Source organism: Sphingomonas sp. TREG-RG-20F-R18-01, from assembly GCF_022662475.1.
Taxonomy (GTDB): Bacteria; Pseudomonadota; Alphaproteobacteria; order Sphingomonadales; family Sphingomonadaceae; genus Sphingomonas.
In genome coordinates this window covers 333,070-351,360 of the sequence record NZ_JAKNQQ010000003.1, presented here as the reverse complement: position 1 = coordinate 351,360, position 18,291 = coordinate 333,070, and the positions used below count along the sequence as shown (strand labels likewise).

Sequence of the window (18,291 nt, the reverse complement as noted above, 5' to 3'; positions counted from 1 at the left end):
GCCCAGCAACCCGCCGCCATTCCACCGCTCAGTCGTTGCGCTGGCAGAACCGTTCGTAATCCCGTTCCGCCATGCGCACCTCATAGACGGCCGTATCGCCGTCGATCGTCTGCCCGCTGACCTCTCCGTGCGCATGCAGCCACGCCGCCCCGGCGCCATCCGCCGCGTCCAGCGTGATCGCGTACCGACGGTGACTTGACGTCAGTAAAGCGGCGACCGTCTCCAGCAGATCGGACACCCCTTCCCCGGTCAGCGCCGACAACGCCACGATATCGTCACGACGCTGCGCCTCGCCGAGCATCTCGGTGCGCTCGTCCGGGTCGAGCAGGTCCAGCTTATTCCAGGCCTCGATCCGCGGTACCGACGCTTCGACACCGATATCGCGCAGCACCGCCTCGACATCGTCCTTTTGCGCAATGCTGTCCGGATGCGCGATGTCGCGGACGTGGATTAGCAAGTCGGCCGAGACGACCTCCTCAAGCGTTGCCTTGAACGCAGCGACGAGCTGGGTCGGCAGTTCGGACACGAAGCCGACGGTATCCGACAGGATCGCCTTGTCGATCCCCGGCAGTGCGATCTGCCGCAACGTCGGGTCCAGGGTTGCGAACAGCAGGTCTTCCGCCATCACGTCGGCACCGGTCATCCGGTTGAACAGCGTGGATTTTCCGGCGTTCGTGTAGCCGACCAGCGCGATTACGGGCCACGGCGCGCGCTGCCGCCTGTCGCGATGCAGCCCGCGCGTGCGCGAGACTTGCTCGAGTTCCTTCTTGAGCCGCGCCATCCGGTCGCGAATGAGCCGGCGATCCGCTTCGATCTGGGTTTCGCCCGGACCGCCGAGAAAGCCGAAGCCGCCGCGCTGGCGCTCAAGGTGGGTCCAGCTCCGCACCAGACGTCCTGCCTGGTAATCCAGATGCGCGAGTTCGACTTGCAGCCGCCCCTCCGCCGTCGCGGCGCGTTCGCCGAAAATCTCGAGGATCAGCCCGGTCCGGTCGATCACCTTCGCGGACAGCGCCTTCTCGAGATTGCGTTGCTGCACCGGTGTCAGACTGGCGTCGAACACGACCAGCTCGGCCTCCGCCATCTGCACCGTTGCCGCAAGCGCCTCCAGCTGCCCCTTGCCTATCAGGGTCGACGGCTGAAGCGCGCGCACCTTGACCGCGACCCGGTCGACCACTTCGACATGGATCGCCATGGCCAGCCCGGCGGTTTCGGCGAGGCGCGCCTCGGCATCACGCGAGGATGCGCCGGTATCCGGATAAACAACGACGGCCTTGGCACCGCGGGCGACATCGTCGCGGTCGCGTTCAAATCCTGTGGTCAAAAATGGTCCTCAATCTTCGTCGGAGCCCGCTGTCTCATCAGCGAGATTAAGCGGATGCGCGGGCTGGATGGTCGATACCGCATGTTTGTAGACAAGCTGCGCCATGCCGTCGCGCTGGAGCATCATGCAGAACAGGTCGAACGCGGCGATCTGGCCCTGCAGCATTACACCGTTGACCAGGAACATGGTCACGCTGTCCTCGGACTTGCGCACCGCGTTGAGAAAGATCTCCTGCAGCAACGGCTGCTTGCGCTGTGCTTCACCGATCGCGTTGACGATCGCGTCGACGTCGATCGTATTTGCCGGCATGATCGTGGAAATGGCATGCTTGTAGATCAGCTGCGACTGGCCATCGCGGCGGAGCAATACCGAGAAGTTGTCGAACCATGTTACGATTCCCTGCAGCTTCACGCCCTTTACCAGGAACATCGTGATCGGCGTCTTGGTACGGCGGAGCGCGTTCAGGAAGAGATCTTGCAGCGAAGTCTGTTTGTCGGCCATCGGTCGATCCTTTGTTCTTGGCGGGTTTTCCCGCGGCGCGCCGGTGCCCGGCGTCGGATAGTGACGAGATGCTAATCTAGGGACGCCCGGGTCCCACGTCCACTAGTCCTCACGAACTTCGGTGATGCCGAGAAGCTTGAGCTTGCGATGCAAGGCCGAGCGTTCCATTCCGATGAAATTCGCCGTTCGCGAGATGTTTCCCGAAAACCGCCGGATCTGGACCCGGAGATATTCACGCTCGAAGCTCTCGCGCGCCTCGCGAAGCGGCGCGCCCATGATGGCCGTGGCCCCGCCGCCCATCTCGCCCGGATCACCCAGGATATCGGGCGGCAACATGTCGACGTCGATCCGCGCCAGCCGGTCGCCGGGCGCCATGATGATCGTCCGCTCGACGATGTTGCGCAGCTGCCGCACGTTGCCCGGCCATTCGTAGGATTGCAGCGCGACCATCGCGTCGGGGGCGACCTGTGGCGTCGCAACCCTGCGTTCCGAAGCGTAATGCGCCATGAAATGATCGATCAGGACCGGGATATCCTCCCGCCGTTCGGACAGGCCGGGGATCGCGACCGGAACGACGTTGAGCCGGTAATACAGATCCTCGCGGAAGCGGCCCTGTTCGATTTCGTGCGTCAGGTCGCGCGCGGTGGCGGACACCACGCGCACGTCGACCTTGACGACTCGCTGCCCGCCGACCCGGTTGAACGCCTGTTCGGTCAACACCCGGAGGATCCGCCCCTGCGTCGCCAGGGGCATATCCGCGATTTCGTCGAGGAACAGCGTCCCGCCATGGGCCTGTTCGAGCAGGCCGGACCGGACCAGCTGCCCCCCTTCTTCAACGCCGAACAGTTCTTCCTCGACCCGCTCCGGCGTCATGCGGGCTGCGCTGACGACCACGAAGGGGGCGGTGGCGCGCTGGCTCCAGCCGTGCAGCAGCCGCGCGGCGACTTCCTTGCCGACCCCTGCCCCGCCCATGATCAATACGCGACTCCCGGTCGAGGCGACTCGCTTGAGGGTCGCGCGCACGCCGTTGATGGCGGTCGAGCTACCGGTCAAATCGTTGTCGCGACCGACGCTTGCACGCAGGCTCGCAACCTCCGCGCGTAGCCGTTCGGTCTCGGTCGCCCGTGCAACCATCAGCAGCAGGCGTTCCGCCTCGAACGGTTTCTCGATGAAATCGGCAGCACCGCGCCGGATCGCGGCCACCGCCGTATCCAGATTGCCATGGCCCGAGATCATCAACACCGGAATCGACGGATCACGCCGCTTGATCTCGTCGAGCAGTTCCAGCCCGTCGAGCCGCGAGCCATGCAACCAGACGTCCAGCAGCACCAGCGAGGGGCGCCGCACCGAAATCGCTTCCAACGCGGAGTCGCTGTCGCCGGCGACCCGTGCGTCATAACCTTCGTCTTCGAGGACACCGGCGACCAGATCGCGGATGTCACGTTCGTCGTCGACGACAAGGATATCGAGGGGCATGGTTCAGGTCCGGTTCTGTACGAGGACTGGCGCGGAGGATGCGCTGTTGGACGAGGACGACGCGAGGTCGTCTCCGCCCTCGAGTTTGGCGAGTTGTTCGGTATCGAAGCACAAGGTGACGATCGTTCCTCCGCCCGGGCGGTCGGCGAAGCTGATCGTTCCGCAATGTTCCTCCACGATCTTCTTGACGATCGCGAGGCCGAGCCCGGTTCCCCGCGCGCGCGTGGTGACATAGGGTTCGACGATGCGGTCCCGTGCCGCCGGCAGGCCGATGCCCGTATCGGAAACGGTCAGTACGGTCCGGCCGTCGCCGGGCTCGATCGCCATGGCGATCGCCGCCTCGTGCGCGCCTGGGTTGGCTTCGACCGCCTCGACCGCATTCTTGACGATGTTGGTCAACGCCTGGCCGATTTGGCGGCGATCGCACACCAATGGGGGCGTAGTTTCCGGGCATTCGAGACTGAACGTGATGCCCGGGTGCGCGACCTCGTGCAGGAACAGCGTCTGTCGGGCGATTTCGACCAGCGACTCTTCCCGGAAGACGGGCTTGGGCATCCGCGCAAAGGACGAGAACTCGTCGACCATGCGGCGCAAGTCGCCCACCTGGCGGACGATCGTATCGGTCAGTCGCGCGAACGTCGTGTCCTCGGGATCGATCTGCTTGCCATAGCGACGCTGGAGCCGTTCGGCGGCGAGCTGGATCGGCGTCAGCGGGTTCTTGATTTCATGCGCGATCCGGCGGGCGACATCCGACCATGCCGCACGGCGCTGGTCGAGCAATTGGCCGGTGATGTCGTCGAAGGTCAGGATCGGCCCCTCCGCCGCGCGCGTGATCTTGACCGCGAGCGTCCGCATCTCATTGCCCTGGCCCAGTTCGACGATCGCATCGCGGTCGTCGCGCTCGATCAGCGCGGCCAACTCCGGCGAAACGACGCTCAGCGGTTTTCCAACCGGCGTGTCGTCGGCGCTTTCGAGCAGCAGGATGGCCGAGCGATTGATCAGGCGAATCACCCCCTCGGGCGAAACGGAAATGACGCCAGCGGTCACGCCCGACATCACCGCCTCGATCAACGCGCGACGGCTCTCCAACGCGCCAGTCTGCGCCTGGAGCCGCTCCGTCATCTGGTTGAACGCCGTGCCGAGCGTGCCGAGTTCATCCTGTACCTTGGTCTCGGGCACCCGCGCGGTCAGGTCACCCGTCGCGACCTTGTGCGCGGCCGCGACCAGCTCCCCGACCGGCCTGACCAGCCGGTCCGCCACCTCGAGCGCGATCCACACCGCGATGGCAATGATGAACAACGACATGGCGAGCAACGCCGCGTTGAACTTCAGCTGGAGCGACCGGGATTTGGCGATGAGATCGCGGTAGCTCGACAGCACCGCGATGCTGCGTTTCGACTGCACTTCCATCACCCGGACGTCGGAAATCGCGACGGTCAGCAAAAAGACGTTGGTCGTGCCGGGTACCAGCGTCACCGTCTCGATCCGGTCGCCCTTGACGGTGGTGATGCTTGCCGTTCCGGCCCGCAGCCGATCGAGCTCTGCCTGCGACACTTCCTTGCGATAATCGAGGTTGTCGGGATTGACCTGGACGATCTCGCGGGAGGCGCCCTTCGGCTCGGCGATGAACAGGAAGCCGTCCGACAGGCTGCGAAGATAGATCTGCTGGAAGAAGTATTTGGGAAATTCGGGCGAGCGCAGTTTCACCTGCAGGTTGTCCGAAATATCCGCAGCCGCGAACACCGCCTGGTCCTGCCAGCGGCGCAACATCTGATCGTAGGACGTTCGCGCCACGCCGGTCGCGTTTTCGATCATGCTGCGCGCCTGGTCCGAATACCAGAACTGAACGCCATATTGGAACAGCAGCGACGCAAACACGACGACGAACAAGGTCGGAACCGCGGCAATGACGGAGAACAGCGCCACGAGTTGCACGTGCAACCGCGCGCGTCCACCAATCGGCATCCGCGCCGCGCGCCGCATCGCGATCCGGCGGCCCAGCAACACCAGCAGGGCACCAGCCGGCAACAGATTGGCCACGAGCAGCAGTGCGATCACCGGCGGGCTGAGCAAAGCGTGTGACGCTGCTCCATTCGTGATGACGAAATAGGTCGCGAACGCGATCGCAATCGCCGCGCTGAGCACCAGCACCTCGATCGCCGGAACGATCCGAAACGGCGAGGACCGGGGGGACGCGGATACAGTCAAAGCGGGCGCACTGCCTTCCATCGTGACATTGGTACAACGCTATTGTGGCCGAGAAAACACACTTAATACTCGATCGATCGCATTGTCGAGCCCACCGGTCGGACGTCAGGCGTCGATGCCAAGGACATCAAGGCGCTTTCGCAAGGTGTTGCGGTTGATTCCCAGCGCTCGCGCCGCGCGCAGCTGATTGTTGCCATGGCGCGCCAGCAGCGCCTGGATCATCGGCCGCTCGACCTCCGCGATGATGCGGTCGTACAGCGTTCCATCGTCGAGCGCGGATGGCTCCTCGATGGCGAGCCGTGCGATCCGCGCATGGATCGCGGCTTCGATCCCGGCGTCGCCTGCCGGCCGCTGCTGCGGCGCGCCGCCGCCCAGCATCGCGCGTACCTCGGCGCCGTCGATCCGCTCGTCCCGCGCGAGCACCGACATGCGGCGCATCATGTTTTCCAGCTCGCGAACGTTACCTGGCCAGTCGTACGCTTCCAGCACGGCTAGAGCATCCGCCGCCAACTGCTTGCGAGGCAGGCCGTCTTCGACCGCACGGTCGAGAAAATGCCGGGCCAGCAGGGCAATGTCCTGTCGTCGGGCGCGCAGCGCCGGCAAGGTGACCGGCACGACGTTGAGCCGATAGAACAGGTCTTCGCGAAACTGCCCCGTCGCAACCAGTTGCGCGAGATCGCGATTGGTGGCTGCGACGATACGCACGTCGGCGCGGATCGTGCGCGCGCCACCGACGGTCGTGAACTCGCCGGACTGCAGGACGCGCAGCAAGCGGGTCTGCGCCTCCATCGGCATGTCGCCGATCTCGTCCAGGAACAGCGTTCCGCCCGCGGCCTGCTCGAACCGTCCGGCGGATCGCGCTTGGGCGCCCGTAAAGGCGCCGCGCTCGTGACCGAAGAGCTCGGCCTCGATCAGTTCGCGCGGGATCGCCGCCATGTTCAACGCGAGAAACGGGGCACGACGGCGTGGACCCAGGTCATGAATGGCGCGGGCGACGAGCTCCTTGCCCGTTCCCGACTCGCCGGACACCAGGACGGTCAGGTCGTTGGAGACTACCCGCGCGATGATGCGATAGACGTCCTGCATCGCCGGTGATCGTCCGATCAGGGGCAGCGCATCTTCGCTGGCGATCGGCTCGAGCGCTCCGCTCGACCCACGCGCGAGCGCGCTCTGCACGCTCTGCGACAGCGCATCGAGGTCGAATGGCTTGGGCAGGTAATCGAACGCGCCGACCTCGGTCGACCGTACCGCGGTGGTCAGCGTATTCTGGGCCGACAGGACGATGGCTGGCAGGCCGGGGTGCTGCGCAACGAGCCGTGCGACCATATCCAGCCCATTGCCGTCGGGCAGGACGACATCGGTCACCAGCACGTCGGGCAGGCCGGCGGACAGACGCGCGTCGGCCTCCGCGATCGTCGCCGCCAGGACGACGCGATGTCCATCGCGTTGCAAGGCCTGACCGACGACCGTGCGGATCGCCGCATCATCGTCGACGACCAGGATCCGGCCCGTCCGGTTCATGCCCGACCGCGCGGGAGCATGATACGAAACACGGTCATCGGTGGTGTTCCTTCCCGCGCATATTGGACGATCCCGCCCATGTCGCGCACCAGCTTGTCGACGAGCGCGAGGCCAAGTCCCTGCCCCTCCGGCTTCCCCGAGATGAACGGGTCGAACAGATGGTCGGCGATGTCCGGTGGCGCGCCGGGGCCATTGTCGATCACGCAGATCTCGATCGGCAGCGGCCGCCGCGGGCGACCCGGCGCGGGCGCGATCGCCATGCCGTGGCGGTATGCGGTCGCCAGCGTGATGCGGGCATCGGCCTGTTCCCGCATCGCCTCGCTCGCATTCTTGAGCAGGTTGAGCACCACCTGCAGGATCGAATCGCGGTCCAGCTGCGCGGGCGGCAGCGATGGGTCGAACCGTTCCTCGATCTTCACATGCTGCGCAAAGCCGGCGAGCGCGACGCGACGCGCATGGTCGAGCAACGGGTAGACGTTCTCGGATATCAGGTTGAGCGGACGCGTATCGGTGAAGTCCTGCATCCGGTCGATCAACGCGGCGACCCGATCGACTTCGGTGGTGATCAGCGTCGTCAGCTCGGCGGCGCCCTTGGCCTTGGACAAGAGTTGCGCCGCCCCCCGGATCCCCGACAACGGGTTCTTGATCTCGTGCGCGAGCATTGCCGCCGCGCCGATCGCCGCGCGCGCGGCGGCGGCGCGGTCCGCACTGTGCCCCATGCGTCGCGTCGCGGCGGCGTGATGAAGCGTGATCGTCCGCCAGCCTGGATGATCCGCGATCAGCGTCTCGACATAATCGACGCGCACGCTGCCCCCGCGTGCCAACAGGATCTCGGTGTCGAACGCCGACAGGCCATGATCTTCGCGCGGGTTGTCGACGTCGGGCCGCTGCAGCACCGACGCCAAGGGCTGCCCCTCCATCGTGCGCTCGGACAGATTGAGCAACGTCTCGGATTCGGCATTGGCATGCATGATCCGCGACCCCGGGTCGACGACCAGCACCGCGACCGGCAGCGCCGCGAAAAGCTCGGCGAAGCCCGGCCCTGGCTCCTGCCCCGCGCGGGTCACGCGGCGGCGCGGCTGCGCCACGGGGCGTAGAACTCGGCAAGCATCGCCTGTACGACCTTGGGGTCCGGGATCTGGTTGACCTTGTTTCGAAACTCGGCCGAGCCGTGGAGGCCGCGGGTGTACCAGCCGATATGCTTGCGCGCCATGTTGACGCCCGTCTCGGTCCCATAGTGCGTCAGCATCGCATCGTAATGCTCTGCAATAACGGTATATTGTTCGTCCAGCGACGGATCGTCGCGACGCCGTCCGTGCGCGAACCATTCCATCACCTGCCCGAGCAACCACGGCCGGCCATAGGCCCCGCGTCCGATCATGATCCCGTCCGCGCACGATTGCTCCAGCGCGGCCTCGGCATCCTCGATCGAGCAGATGTCGCCATTGGCGATGACCGGAATCGACACGGCGTCCTTGACCGAGCGAATGAACGCCCAATCGGCGCTGCCCTTGTACATCTGGTTGCGCGTCCGACCGTGGACCGTCACCAGCTTGCAGCCGAGGTCCTGCGCGATTCGCGCGAGTTGCGGCGCGTTGAGCGTATCGTGGTCCCACCCCATCCGCATCTTGAGCGTGACGGGCACGGTGACCGCGTCGACCACGCCCCGGATGATCGCGGCGGCATTATCGAGGTCGCGCATCAGCGCAGAACCCGCGTCGCCATTGGTCACCTTGCGCACCGGGCAGCCCATGTTGATGTCGACGATCGCGGCACCGCGGTCCTCGCTCAGCTTGGCGGCCTCCCCCATCTCATAAGGCGTGCAACCGACCAGCTGCATCGACACCGGATCCTCGATCGGATGCCAAGCCGCCTTCTGGATCGACTGGCGCGTCTCGCGGATCGCGGCCTGGCTCGCGACCATCTCGGTGACGTTCAGGCCCGAGCCGTAGCGACGGACCAGCGTGCGGAACGGCATGTCGGTGACGCCGGTCATGGGCGCCAGGATGACCGGGGAGGCGATCGTCACGGGGCCGATCTGCAAGGGGGTAAGCGTGCGCGGGGTCACGGGAGCCTAATCTGCGAGGGGGGAGCGGCGTCTGCCTCAAAAACAGGCAGTCTATAGCCGGGACAGGCGCTTGCGGCAAGGCTGGCGGGACGGCGCGGCATGGTCTAGGCGCGCCGCATGCCATCGACCAAGACCGCCGCCATCATCGTCGCCGCCGGAACCGGCGTACGCTCGGGAAGCGCCGTCCCCAAACAATATGCGCCGCTTGGCGGGCGCGCGATCCTCGCGCACAGTTACGAAGCATTGCAGCGCCATCCGGCAATCGGTCGCGTCATCGTGGTGATCGGTGCCGGACAGGAAGCGGCGCTCGCCGACGCTCTGGGCGATGTCGAGTTCGTGATTGGCGGGGCCACCCGTCGGCGTTCGGTGCTGGCCGGTCTTGAGGCGCTCATCCGTCTTCCCGGCCCGGCCGTAACCGTCCCGCAGCCCGATGCGTTGTCGAATTCCGATCTGGTCGAGGGCCGTGCGACGGCCGAGGTCGAACGCGTGCTGATCCATGATGCCGCCCGCCCGTTCCTCGGCGCGACCGTCATCGACGCGCTGATCGCTGCGCTGGATACGCGGGACGGCGCGGTCCCTGCCCTTCCCGTTGCTGACACGCTCGCGCGCGATACCGCGCTCAGCGGCACGCTGCTCGGCGGAACGGTTGCGCGTGACGGACTGCACCGGATCCAGACACCACAGGCTTTTCGCTTTCCCGTCGTGCTCGCCGCGCATCGCGGCTGGCGCGGCGACGAACCCACCGACGATGCCCAGATGGTCCGCTTGGCCGGTGGCACAGTGGCGCTTGTCCCAGGAGATCCCATGCTCGAGAAGATTACCCATCCCGCCGATTTCGCCGCCGCCGAGGCGCGCCTCGAGACCACGCTGCGCACGCGCATGGCGACCGGGTTCGACGTCCACCGGCTCGAGGTCGGCGAGGAATTGTGGCTCGGCGGCGTCCTGATCCCGCACGACAAGGGCCTGTCGGGGCATAGCGACGCCGATGTCGCGCTTCATGCCATCACCGACGCGCTGCTCGGCACGATCGCCGCGGGCGACATCGGCACGCATTTCCCGCCGAGCGACCCGCAGTGGCGCGGCGCCGAATCGGCGCAGTTCCTGCAGCATGCCGCCGGCCTCATCACCGAGCGCGGCGGGATCATCGACTTCATCGACCTCACGCTGATCTGCGAGGAACCCAAGGTCGGCCCGCACCGCGTGGCGATGCGCGACCGGATCGCTGATCTGTTGCAGCTCCGCCCGGGACAGGTCAGTATCAAGGCGACCACGACCGAGCGACTTGGCTTCACCGGGCGCGGCGAAGGGATTGCGGCGCAGGCGGCCGCGACGGTACGGGTTCCGGAGGATCAGGCGCGATGATGAAGCGGGTGATCGCGGCAACGTGGCTGGCGCTGGCCGCTACGGCGTCCCAAGCGGCGCAACCGCAACAGGGCGCGTGCCTGACCTCGTCGGAGGTGTCGGATCTGGCGCAGGTGGTTCTGCCCGAGGCGATCGGGGCGGCGGGTGTCGCCTGCGCCTCGGTCCTCCCGGCAAGCGCAGCGATCCGCCAGACCAATGGCGTGATGCTCACCCGCTACCGCAGCGAGGCGGACCGCGCCTGGCCGCAGGCGAAACGCGCGATCGGCAAGATCGGCGGGGTCGAGGGCACCGCGATGCTCGATTCGGAACTTGTTCGCCCGTTGCTGACCACGATGCTGGTTGCCGAAGTGACCAAGACTATCCACATTCGGGATTGCGCATCGATCGAACGGATCGTCACCGCGCTCGCCCCGCTGCCGCCCCGCAACACCGCGGACGTGGCCGCGCAGATTTTAATGCTCACGATCCAGGCCAAGACGCGCAAGGGCGAAAAGATCGACCTGCCCGTCTGTTTTGAAACGGCACAATGACGATGGACACGATCCTTCCTACCGAACTGGTCGAGGCAGCGCGCAAAGTGGTCGAAGCCAATCTTGCCGCAGGGCGCCGCGTGGCGCTGGCCGAAAGCTGCACCGGCGGCCTCGTCGCGGCGGCGCTGACCGAGATCCCGGGATCGTCCGAGATGTTCGAATGCGGGTTCGTGACCTATTCCAACGACGCCAAGCTCTCAATGCTGCGAGTCAGCGCCGATGTGATCGAGACGTTCGGCGCGGTCTCGGTCGCGACCGCGTGGAGCATGGCGCAAGGCGCGCTCGAAGCGAGCGGCGCGGATATCGCGGTGGCGATCACCGGCGTTGCCGGTCCGGGCGGCGGATCCGAGAAGAAACCGGTCGGCACGGTCGTGTTCGCCCGCGCGGAGCGCGGGGCCGATCCCGGCCATGTCGTCGCCGACCGCAAGGACTTCGGTGATCTCGGTCGCGGTGGCGTCCGCCTTCAGGCGGCGCTGTGCGCGCTCGAACTGCTGCTGCCGCCCAGCGACGGCGACGACGCGCCGTAAAGCACCTTGGCGCGATCCTCGAACGCGCCGATCATCTTGCGCAACGCGGTACCGAACACCTGCCCCGCGAGCATCTCGAACACCCGGTTCTTGAACGCGAAGTCGACCGTGAAATCGACCGCACAGCCCTGCGGCTCCGGCCGGAAAACCCAGTCGTTGCGGAGATACTTCAGCGGCCCGTCCAGATAATCGACATGGATATGTCCGGGACGTTCCATCTCGACCTTCGAGGTGAACGTCTCGCGCAGGCCCTTGAACCCGACGATCATGTCCGCGACCAGCTGCGTCTCGCTACGCGAACGCACGCGGATCTGCGAGACCCACGGCAGGAACTCGGCATAGCGGCCGACGTCCGCAACCATGTCGAACATCTGCTCGGGCGTGTAAGGCAAATGCCGTGTTTCGGAATGACGGGGCATGTCAGGCGCGCGCCAGCTTCAGCTCCCGCGCAGCGCGCAGGCGGGCAAAGTCGTCCCCGGCATGGTAACTCGACCGGGTCAGCGGCGAACTCGCAACGAGCAGGAACCCCTTCGCGCGCGCGATCGCGGCGAATGCGTCGAACGCCTGCGGCTTGACGAAGTCCATCACCTTGGCATGGCGCGGGGTCGGCTGAAGATATTGCCCCATCGTCAGGAAATCGATGTCGGCCGAGCGCATGTCGTCCATCACCTGATGCACTTCGAGCCGCTCCTCACCAAGCCCAAGCATCACGCCCGACTTGGTGAAGATCGACGGATCGTGCCGCTTGACCGATTCGAGCAGCCGCAACGATGCATAATAGCGCGCGCCCGGACGGATCGTCGGATACAGCCGCGGGACCGTCTCGAGATTGTGGTTGTAGACGTCCGGCCGCGCCGCGACGATCGACTCGACCGCCGCCTGCGTCTTGTTGCGGAAGTCGGGGGTAAGAATCTCGATCGTCGTGTTGGGCGTGGTGCGGCGCAACGCCTCGATCACCTTGACGAATTGCGAGGCACCACCGTCCGGAAGGTCGTCACGATCGACCGAGGTGATGACGATATGCTCGAGGCCCAGCTCGGCGGCGGCATCTGCGGTATGCTGCGGTTCCAGCGCGTCGACCGCGCGCGGCATTCCGGTCTTGACGTTGCAGAAGGCGCACGCCCGCGTGCAGGTGTCACCGAGGATCATCACGGTCGCGTGTTTCTTTGTCCAGCACTCGCCGATGTTGGGGCAGGCCGCCTCTTCGCAGACGGTGGCGAGGTTGAGGCGGCGCATCAGCGCCTTGGTCTCGGCGAAGGCGGTACCGCCGGGCGCCTTGACGCGGATCCAGTCGGGCTTGCGTTCACGTGCGGGACGGACCGGCGCCTGGACCGAGGGCGCTATCGTTAGCGGCAATGCGAGCGGGGACTTCTCGTTCATGGGTGGCAGATAGCGACTGCACCGCGCGCTTGCCACCCCCTGCATGATCGCTTTACAGAAGCGCCATGGCTGATTTTTCCGAGCTCGTCAGCGGCTATCACCGCTTCCGCACCACCGACTGGACTCGCCAGCGCGATCGCTGGTCGGAACTGTCCAGAGGCCAGAGCCCGCAAGTGATGGTGATCGCCTGCTCCGACAGCCGGGTCGATCCGGCACAGGTGTTCGATACGTCGCCCGGCGAGATCTTCGTGGTTCGCAACGTCGCCAATCTTGTCCCCCCGTTCGAGAATGACAGCGCGCGCCACGGCGTTTCGGCGGCGCTCGAATTCGCGGTGACGCAGCTGAAGGTGTCCGAAATCGTCGTCATGGGGCATGGCTCGTGCGGCGGCGTCAGTGCTGCGCTGACCAACGCGTTCGAGGGCAAGGCTCCCGGTGAAGGCGGGTTCATCGCGCACTGGGTCGACATGCTTGATGCGGCGCGTGACCGGATCGTCGCCGAACATGGCACCGGGCCTGCCGCCGTGCGCGTGATGGAGCACGAAACCGTCCGGGTCAGCCTCGCGAATCTGCGGACCTTTCCGTTCGTCCAGGCGGCAGAGGCGGACGGCACGCTCAAGCTGCGCGGTGCCTATTTCGCGATTGCCGACGGCGTGCTGCACGTCATGGGCGACGACGGCGCGTTCGCGGCCGCGTAAGCGCCCGGCGTTGCTTGCACACCGTTCCGGTCGTACGCTCGGATGATGAGACCGAACACCCTGCGCGCCCTGCGGCGATACCATAGCTATATCGGGCTGTTCTTCGCGCCGATGATCATAGTGTTCGCGGTCAGTGGCGCGTTGCAGACTTTTCGGTTGCAGGAAACCAACGGGTATGGCGGTCCGCCGCCCACCTGGATCGTCTGGCTTGCCAGCGTCCACAAGGATCAGGCGCCACCCCGCGCGCCGCGTGCGGAGCGACCGAAGGCCGCCGCACCGGCGGTCGCTGGGGAAAGGCCTGAACGGCGGCCGATGGGCGAGGCGAAACGGCCCTCGCCGCTGCCGCTCAAGATCTTCGTCGCGCTGCTTTCGATCGCTCTTGCGGGATCGACCGTGCTCGGCGTGGTGATCGCCTTGTCGAACAGGAGCGCGGGGCGGGTGTCGCTCGCCCTGCTGGCGCTCGGGGCGGTGGTGCCGATCGTGCTGTTGTGGATTTGAGGGGGCGACGGGCGGCAGCGACGCCGAACGAAGCTGCCCTTCTTCTTCCTTTTGCTTCCCCGGCGAAGGCCGGGGCCCAGAAGCGCGGACGGATGTAACGACGCGCACCGCCCGAGAAACTTCTGTTCCTCGCTTGGGCCCCGGCCTTCGCCGGGGAAGGGAAAGTGGGGGGGCGGGATCCCGGCTACTTCCCCAGCGCCTCGCGCGCGACCTTTTCGATCTCCGGGTCGAGCGCGGGCGGGGTCATGTCGACATTCGCCTCGAGCGCCTTGATGATCGCGGTCAGCGCGGCGATCCGTCCTGCCTTCTTGTCGTTGCCGTCGATGATCGTCCACGGCGCCGCCTTGGTATCGGTCCGCTTGAACATGTCGTGCATCGCGTCGAGATAGGCGTCGCGCTTGTCGCGGTTGCGATAATCCTCGATCCCGGTCTTCCAGCGTTTCCACGGATGGTCCAGCCGGTCTTCGAGCCGCTTGTCCTGTTCCTTCTGGGAGACATGGACGAACAGCTTGACGATCGTCGTGCCCGCATCGACCTGTTGCGCCTCGAATGCGTTGATCTCGTCGAAGCCCTTCTTCCACTCGGGCTTTTCGGCATAGCCCTCGACTCGCTCGACCAGCACGCGACCGTACCAGCTGCGGTCGAACACCGCGATGTTCCCGCAGGCGGGCAGCTTCTTCCAGAAGCGCCACAGGAAGTGATGGTCGAGTTCGTCGGGGGTCGGGCTCTTGATCGGCCAGACCTGGAAATTGCGGGGGTCCCATTCGGCGCACAGCCGCTTTATGATCCCGCCCTTGCCGGCGGCATCCCAGCCTTCGAACAGCACGATCGCGCGCTGCTTGTGGACGATGTGCGCTACCTGGATATGCGCGAGCCGCTCCTGCAGCGCGTCCAGATCGTCGCCGTAATCGCCGTGATATTTCTTGCCGGCTTCGTAATCAGCAAGGTGTAGCGTCATCGGATCTGGCCCTCGGGGTTGGAACGCGGCGGGGGATGCCGCCAAATCATACGCGCCATCCCCCCGTTCGATCCTCCGAGCGGCCTCAGTTCGCGGCTTCCGCCGCCTTCGCGCCGTCGCCGACGACCTTGAGGTTGAGTTCCTTGAGCTGCTTGGGCGTCGCGAAGTTGGGCGCGCCCATCATCAGATCCTCGGCCTTCTGCGTCATCGGGAAGGTGATGACCTCGCGGATGTTGGGCTCGTCGGCGAGCAGCATCACGATCCGGTCGACGCCCGGTGCGGAGCCGCCGTGCGGCGGGGCACCGCACTTGAACGCGTTGATCATGCCGGCGAAGTTCGTGTCGACGTCGTCCTGCGTATAGCCGGCGATCTCGAACGCCTTGTACATGATCTCGGGCTTGTGGTTCCGGATCGCGCCCGACGACAGCTCGATCCCGTTGCAGACGATGTCATACTGGAACGCGAGGATATCGAGCGGGTCCATCGTCTCGAGCGCTTCCATCTCGCCCTGCGGCATCGAGAAGGGGTTGTGGCTGAAGTCGACCTTCTTCGCGTCCTCGTCATATTCAAACATCGGGAAATCGACGATCCAGCAGAATTCGAACTTCTTGTCGTCGATCAGCCCGAGCTGGTCGGCAACCCGCGTCCGCGCGAGCCCCGCCAGCTTGGCCGCTGAGGCTTCCTTGCCCGCCGAGAAGAAGATGCCGTCGTTCGGGCCCAGACCGAGCGCCTCGGCGATCGCCTTCATCCCGTCCTGCCCGTGGTTGTTGGCGATCGGCCCGCCGAACACGCCGTCCTTCTGCGTCGCATAGCCGAGACCCGGGAAGCCTTCGCTCTGTGCCCAGCTGTTCATCTCGTCGAAAAATTTCCGCGACTTCTCGTGCGTGTTGGGTGCCGCCAGCGCGCGGACGACGTCGCCGCCCTCGACCATCGACGCGAAGCGCCCGAAGCCCGAGCCGCGGAAATGCTTGGACACGTCGGTGATGACGATCGGGTTGCGCAGATCGGGCTTGTCGTTGCCGTATTTGAGCATCGATTCGCGGTACGGGATCCGCTTGAACGGCAGCGGCGAGACGGTGCGGCCCTTGCCCTGCCAGTCGGCGAACTGCTCGAACACGCCGTGCAGCACCGGCTCGATCGCCGCGAACACGTCGTCCTGCGTCACGAAGCTCATCTCGAAATCGAGCTGGTAGAATTCGCCCGGCGAACGATCGGCGCGCGCATCCTCGTCGCGGAAGCACGGCGCGATCTGGAAATAGCGGTCGAACCCCGCCACCATCAGCAGCTGCTTGAACATCTGCGGCGCCTGCGGCAGCGCGTAGAACTTGCCCGGATGCACCCGGCTCGGCACCAGATAATCGCGCGCGCCCTCGGGCGACGAGGCGGTCAGGATCGGGGTCTGGAATTCGGTGAACCCCTGGTCGATCATCCGCTTGCGCAGCGATGCGATGACGTTCGAGCGCAGCAGGATATTCGCGTGCAACCGCTCGCGCCGGAGATCGAGGAAGCGATAGCGCAGGCGGATATCCTCGGGATATTCGTTCTCGCCGAACACCGGCATCGGCAGTTCGTGCGCCGAGGACTGCACCGTCACTTCGCGCGCGCGCAGCTCGATCTCGCCCGAGGGGAGACCCGCGTTCACCGTCTCGGGCGAGCGCGCGACGACGTCGCCCACGACGGTGACGACCGACTCGGGCCGCGCCTTGTCTAGCATCGCATGCGTCGGGCTGTCGCTGTCGGTAACGATCTGAGTGATGCCGTAATGGTCGCGCAGGTCGACGAACAGCAGATTGCCGTGGTCGCGCTTGCGGTGAACCCAGCCCGACAGCTTGACCGAGGTGCCGACGTCGGCGGCGCGCAGCTGGGCGCAGGTGTGCGTGCGATAAGCGTGCATGGCTTTTCTTCTTGCTTCGTCATCCCGGCGGAGGCCGGAGCCGCTGTCCGTCGAGCGGACGCCCGTCGTTCAGCGGTCCCGGCCTGCGCCGGGACGACGGTGAATTGATGGTCCGCGCTTCCCTTTCCAGCCCGCCTTTGTCAAGCCGCCGTCACATGGCTATGGGGGGATGATGCATATCCATCCGCTCATCACCGACACCGCTACGCTCGCGAATCTGTGTACCCGACTGGCCGAGGCCGACTTCGTCTGCATCGATACCGAGTTCATGCGCGAGAACACGTTCTGGCCGGAACTCTGCCTGATCCAGATCGCCGACACCAACGAGGCCGCCGCGATCGACCCGATGGCGCCGGGGCTCGACCTGGCCCCCCTCCTCCAGCTGATGGTCAACAATGACGACGTGCTGAAGGTCTTCCACGCGGGCGGGCAGGATCTGGAGATCATCTACAACCTGACCGGCAAGACCCCCTACCCATTGTTCGACACGCAGGTCGCCGCGATGGCGCTCGGGCAGGGCGAGCAGATCGGCTATTCCAATCTCGTCGACGCCTGGCTCGGCCTGACGATCGACAAGGGCGCGCGGTTCACCGACTGGAGCCGTCGGCCGCTCGATTCGCGGCAGATCGAATATGCGATTGGCGACGTGACGCATCTTGCCGAAATCTTTCCGAAGATGCTGGCGCGGCTGCGCAAGACCGGTCGCGGCGCGTGGCTGGACCAGGAAATGGAACGCATCGGCGATCCGGCGAATTACGCCAACGATCCCGAAGAGGCATGGCGTCGCATCCGCATCCCCAGCCGCAAGCCGGAGGTGCTCGGTCGCCTGAAGGCGCTCGCCCGGTGGCGCGAGATCGAAGCGCGCGCGAAGGATCTGCCGCGCGGCCGCATCGTCAAGGACGAGACGATCGCCGACCTGGCCGGACACGCCCCGCGCAAGCAGGCGGATCTCGCAAAGGTTCGGGGCCTGTCGACGACCTGGGCGCAGAACGACATCGGTGCCCGCCTGATGTCGGCGATCGAGGCGGCCACGCCGATGTCGGCCGATGACATGCCCGCGCGCGACGATCGCAAGCCGGGTCTTGGCAAGGATGGCGCGCTCGTCGCCGACCTGCTCAAACTGCTGCTCAAGATCCGCTCGAAGGAAATCGACGTCGCGGCCCGCTTGCTTGCGCGGACCGATGATCTCGATGCCCTGGCAGCGGGGCAACGGGAAAACCTGTCGATCCTCCAGGGCTGGCGGTTCGACCAGTTCGGCCGGGACGCGCTCGACCTGGTCGAGGGGCGGCTTGCCTTCGCCGTCGTCGGCGGAAAGCTGAAAATGACGCGCACCGAAGACGTTACCTGAAGTT

General features: G+C 65.9%; 16 protein-coding genes and 1 pseudogene. 6 read left to right on the top strand and 11 right to left on the bottom strand.

The window, feature by feature from the left end:
- Nucleotides 1-28: 28 nt before the first annotated feature.
- From hflX to dusB, 7 genes and pseudogenes are all read right to left on the bottom strand, one after another.
- Nucleotides 29-1,321, bottom strand: a complete 1,293-nt coding sequence (gene hflX / locus L8K25_RS11380; RefSeq protein ID WP_242139027.1) for a GTPase HflX — start codon at nt 1,319-1,321, stop codon at nt 29-31.
- 9 nt (nt 1,322-1,330) lie between these two features.
- Nucleotides 1,331-1,834, bottom strand: a pseudogene (hfq, locus tag L8K25_RS11375) (RNA chaperone Hfq); the annotation flags it as partial.
- A 90-nt stretch (nt 1,835-1,924) separates the two neighbouring features.
- Nucleotides 1,925-3,298, bottom strand: coding sequence for a sigma-54 dependent transcriptional regulator (locus L8K25_RS11370; protein ID WP_242139026.1), 1,374 nt, complete (start codon nt 3,296-3,298; stop codon nt 1,925-1,927).
- A 3-nt stretch (nt 3,299-3,301) separates the two neighbouring features.
- Complete coding sequence (locus L8K25_RS11365; protein ID WP_242139025.1) at nt 3,302-5,506, bottom strand: ATP-binding protein; 2,205 nt, start codon at nt 5,504-5,506, stop codon at nt 3,302-3,304.
- Nucleotides 5,507-5,611: 105 nt separating this feature from the next.
- On the bottom strand, nt 5,612-7,027 hold the full coding sequence (gene ntrC, locus L8K25_RS11360; protein ID WP_242139024.1) for a nitrogen regulation protein NR(I): 1,416 nt from the start codon (nt 7,025-7,027) through the stop codon (nt 5,612-5,614).
- A complete protein-coding gene (locus tag L8K25_RS11355) occupies nt 7,024-8,115 on the bottom strand; it encodes an ATP-binding protein (RefSeq protein WP_242139023.1) in 1,092 nt (363 codons plus the stop codon). Before L8K25_RS11355 ends, ntrC begins: the two co-directional genes overlap by 4 nt.
- Complete coding sequence (gene dusB / locus L8K25_RS11350; RefSeq protein ID WP_347341151.1) at nt 8,091-9,095, bottom strand: tRNA dihydrouridine synthase DusB; 1,005 nt, start codon at nt 9,093-9,095, stop codon at nt 8,091-8,093. Before dusB ends, L8K25_RS11355 begins: the two co-directional genes overlap by 25 nt.
- Before the next feature lie 117 nt (nt 9,096-9,212).
- On the opposite strand from dusB, the gene ispF reads away from it, so the two are divergent.
- The 3 genes from ispF to L8K25_RS11335 are packed head-to-tail and all read left to right on the top strand — an operon-like array spanning nt 9,213 to nt 11,514.
- The gene (ispF, locus tag L8K25_RS11345) at nt 9,213-10,457 is read left to right on the top strand and encodes a 2-C-methyl-D-erythritol 2,4-cyclodiphosphate synthase (RefSeq protein ID WP_242139022.1); all 1,245 of its coding nucleotides are present in this window, start codon (nt 9,213-9,215) and stop codon (nt 10,455-10,457) included.
- The gene (locus tag L8K25_RS11340; RefSeq protein WP_242139021.1) at nt 10,454-10,987 is read left to right on the top strand and encodes a hypothetical protein; all 534 of its coding nucleotides are present in this window, start codon (nt 10,454-10,456) and stop codon (nt 10,985-10,987) included. Before ispF ends, L8K25_RS11340 begins: the two co-directional genes overlap by 4 nt.
- On the top strand, nt 10,984-11,514 hold the full coding sequence (locus tag L8K25_RS11335; protein ID WP_242139020.1) for a CinA family protein: 531 nt from the start codon (nt 10,984-10,986) through the stop codon (nt 11,512-11,514). Before L8K25_RS11340 ends, L8K25_RS11335 begins: the two co-directional genes overlap by 4 nt.
- Here L8K25_RS11335 and L8K25_RS11330 read toward each other — a convergent pair.
- Both L8K25_RS11330 and lipA read right to left on the bottom strand, forming a co-directional pair.
- Entirely contained in the window at nt 11,451-11,933 is a 483-nt protein-coding gene (locus tag L8K25_RS11330) for a type II toxin-antitoxin system RatA family toxin (protein ID WP_242139019.1), read from the bottom strand. The two genes, L8K25_RS11335 and L8K25_RS11330, sit on opposite strands and share 64 nt — an antisense overlap.
- 1 nt (nt 11,934) lies before the next feature.
- Complete coding sequence (lipA, locus tag L8K25_RS11325) at nt 11,935-12,894, bottom strand: lipoyl synthase (RefSeq protein WP_242139018.1); 960 nt, start codon at nt 12,892-12,894, stop codon at nt 11,935-11,937.
- A 65-nt stretch (nt 12,895-12,959) separates the two neighbouring features.
- On the opposite strand from lipA, the gene L8K25_RS11320 reads away from it, so the two are divergent.
- Both L8K25_RS11320 and L8K25_RS11315 read left to right on the top strand, forming a co-directional pair.
- Nucleotides 12,960-13,589: a carbonic anhydrase gene (locus L8K25_RS11320; protein ID WP_242139017.1), complete on the top strand. Its 630-nt coding sequence runs from the start codon at nt 12,960-12,962 to the stop codon at nt 13,587-13,589.
- 42 nt (nt 13,590-13,631) lie between these two features.
- Nucleotides 13,632-14,087 (top strand): hypothetical protein, encoded by a 456-nt coding sequence (locus L8K25_RS11315; RefSeq protein ID WP_242139016.1) that lies wholly within the window; start codon nt 13,632-13,634, stop codon nt 14,085-14,087.
- A 184-nt stretch (nt 14,088-14,271) separates the two neighbouring features.
- Here L8K25_RS11315 and L8K25_RS11310 read toward each other — a convergent pair whose 3' ends face one another.
- Entirely contained in the window at nt 14,272-15,045 is a 774-nt protein-coding gene (locus tag L8K25_RS11310; RefSeq protein WP_242139015.1) for a polyphosphate kinase, read from the bottom strand.
- An 85-nt stretch (nt 15,046-15,130) separates the two neighbouring features.
- A complete protein-coding gene (aspS, locus tag L8K25_RS11305) occupies nt 15,131-16,939 on the bottom strand; it encodes an aspartate--tRNA ligase (protein ID WP_242139014.1) in 1,809 nt (602 codons plus the stop codon).
- Nucleotides 16,940-17,111: 172 nt separating this feature from the next.
- Between aspS and rnd the strand changes: the two genes are divergently transcribed.
- The gene (rnd, locus tag L8K25_RS11300) at nt 17,112-18,287 is read left to right on the top strand and encodes a ribonuclease D (protein WP_242139268.1); all 1,176 of its coding nucleotides are present in this window, start codon (nt 17,112-17,114) and stop codon (nt 18,285-18,287) included.
- The last annotated feature ends 4 nt before the right edge of the window (nt 18,288-18,291 follow it).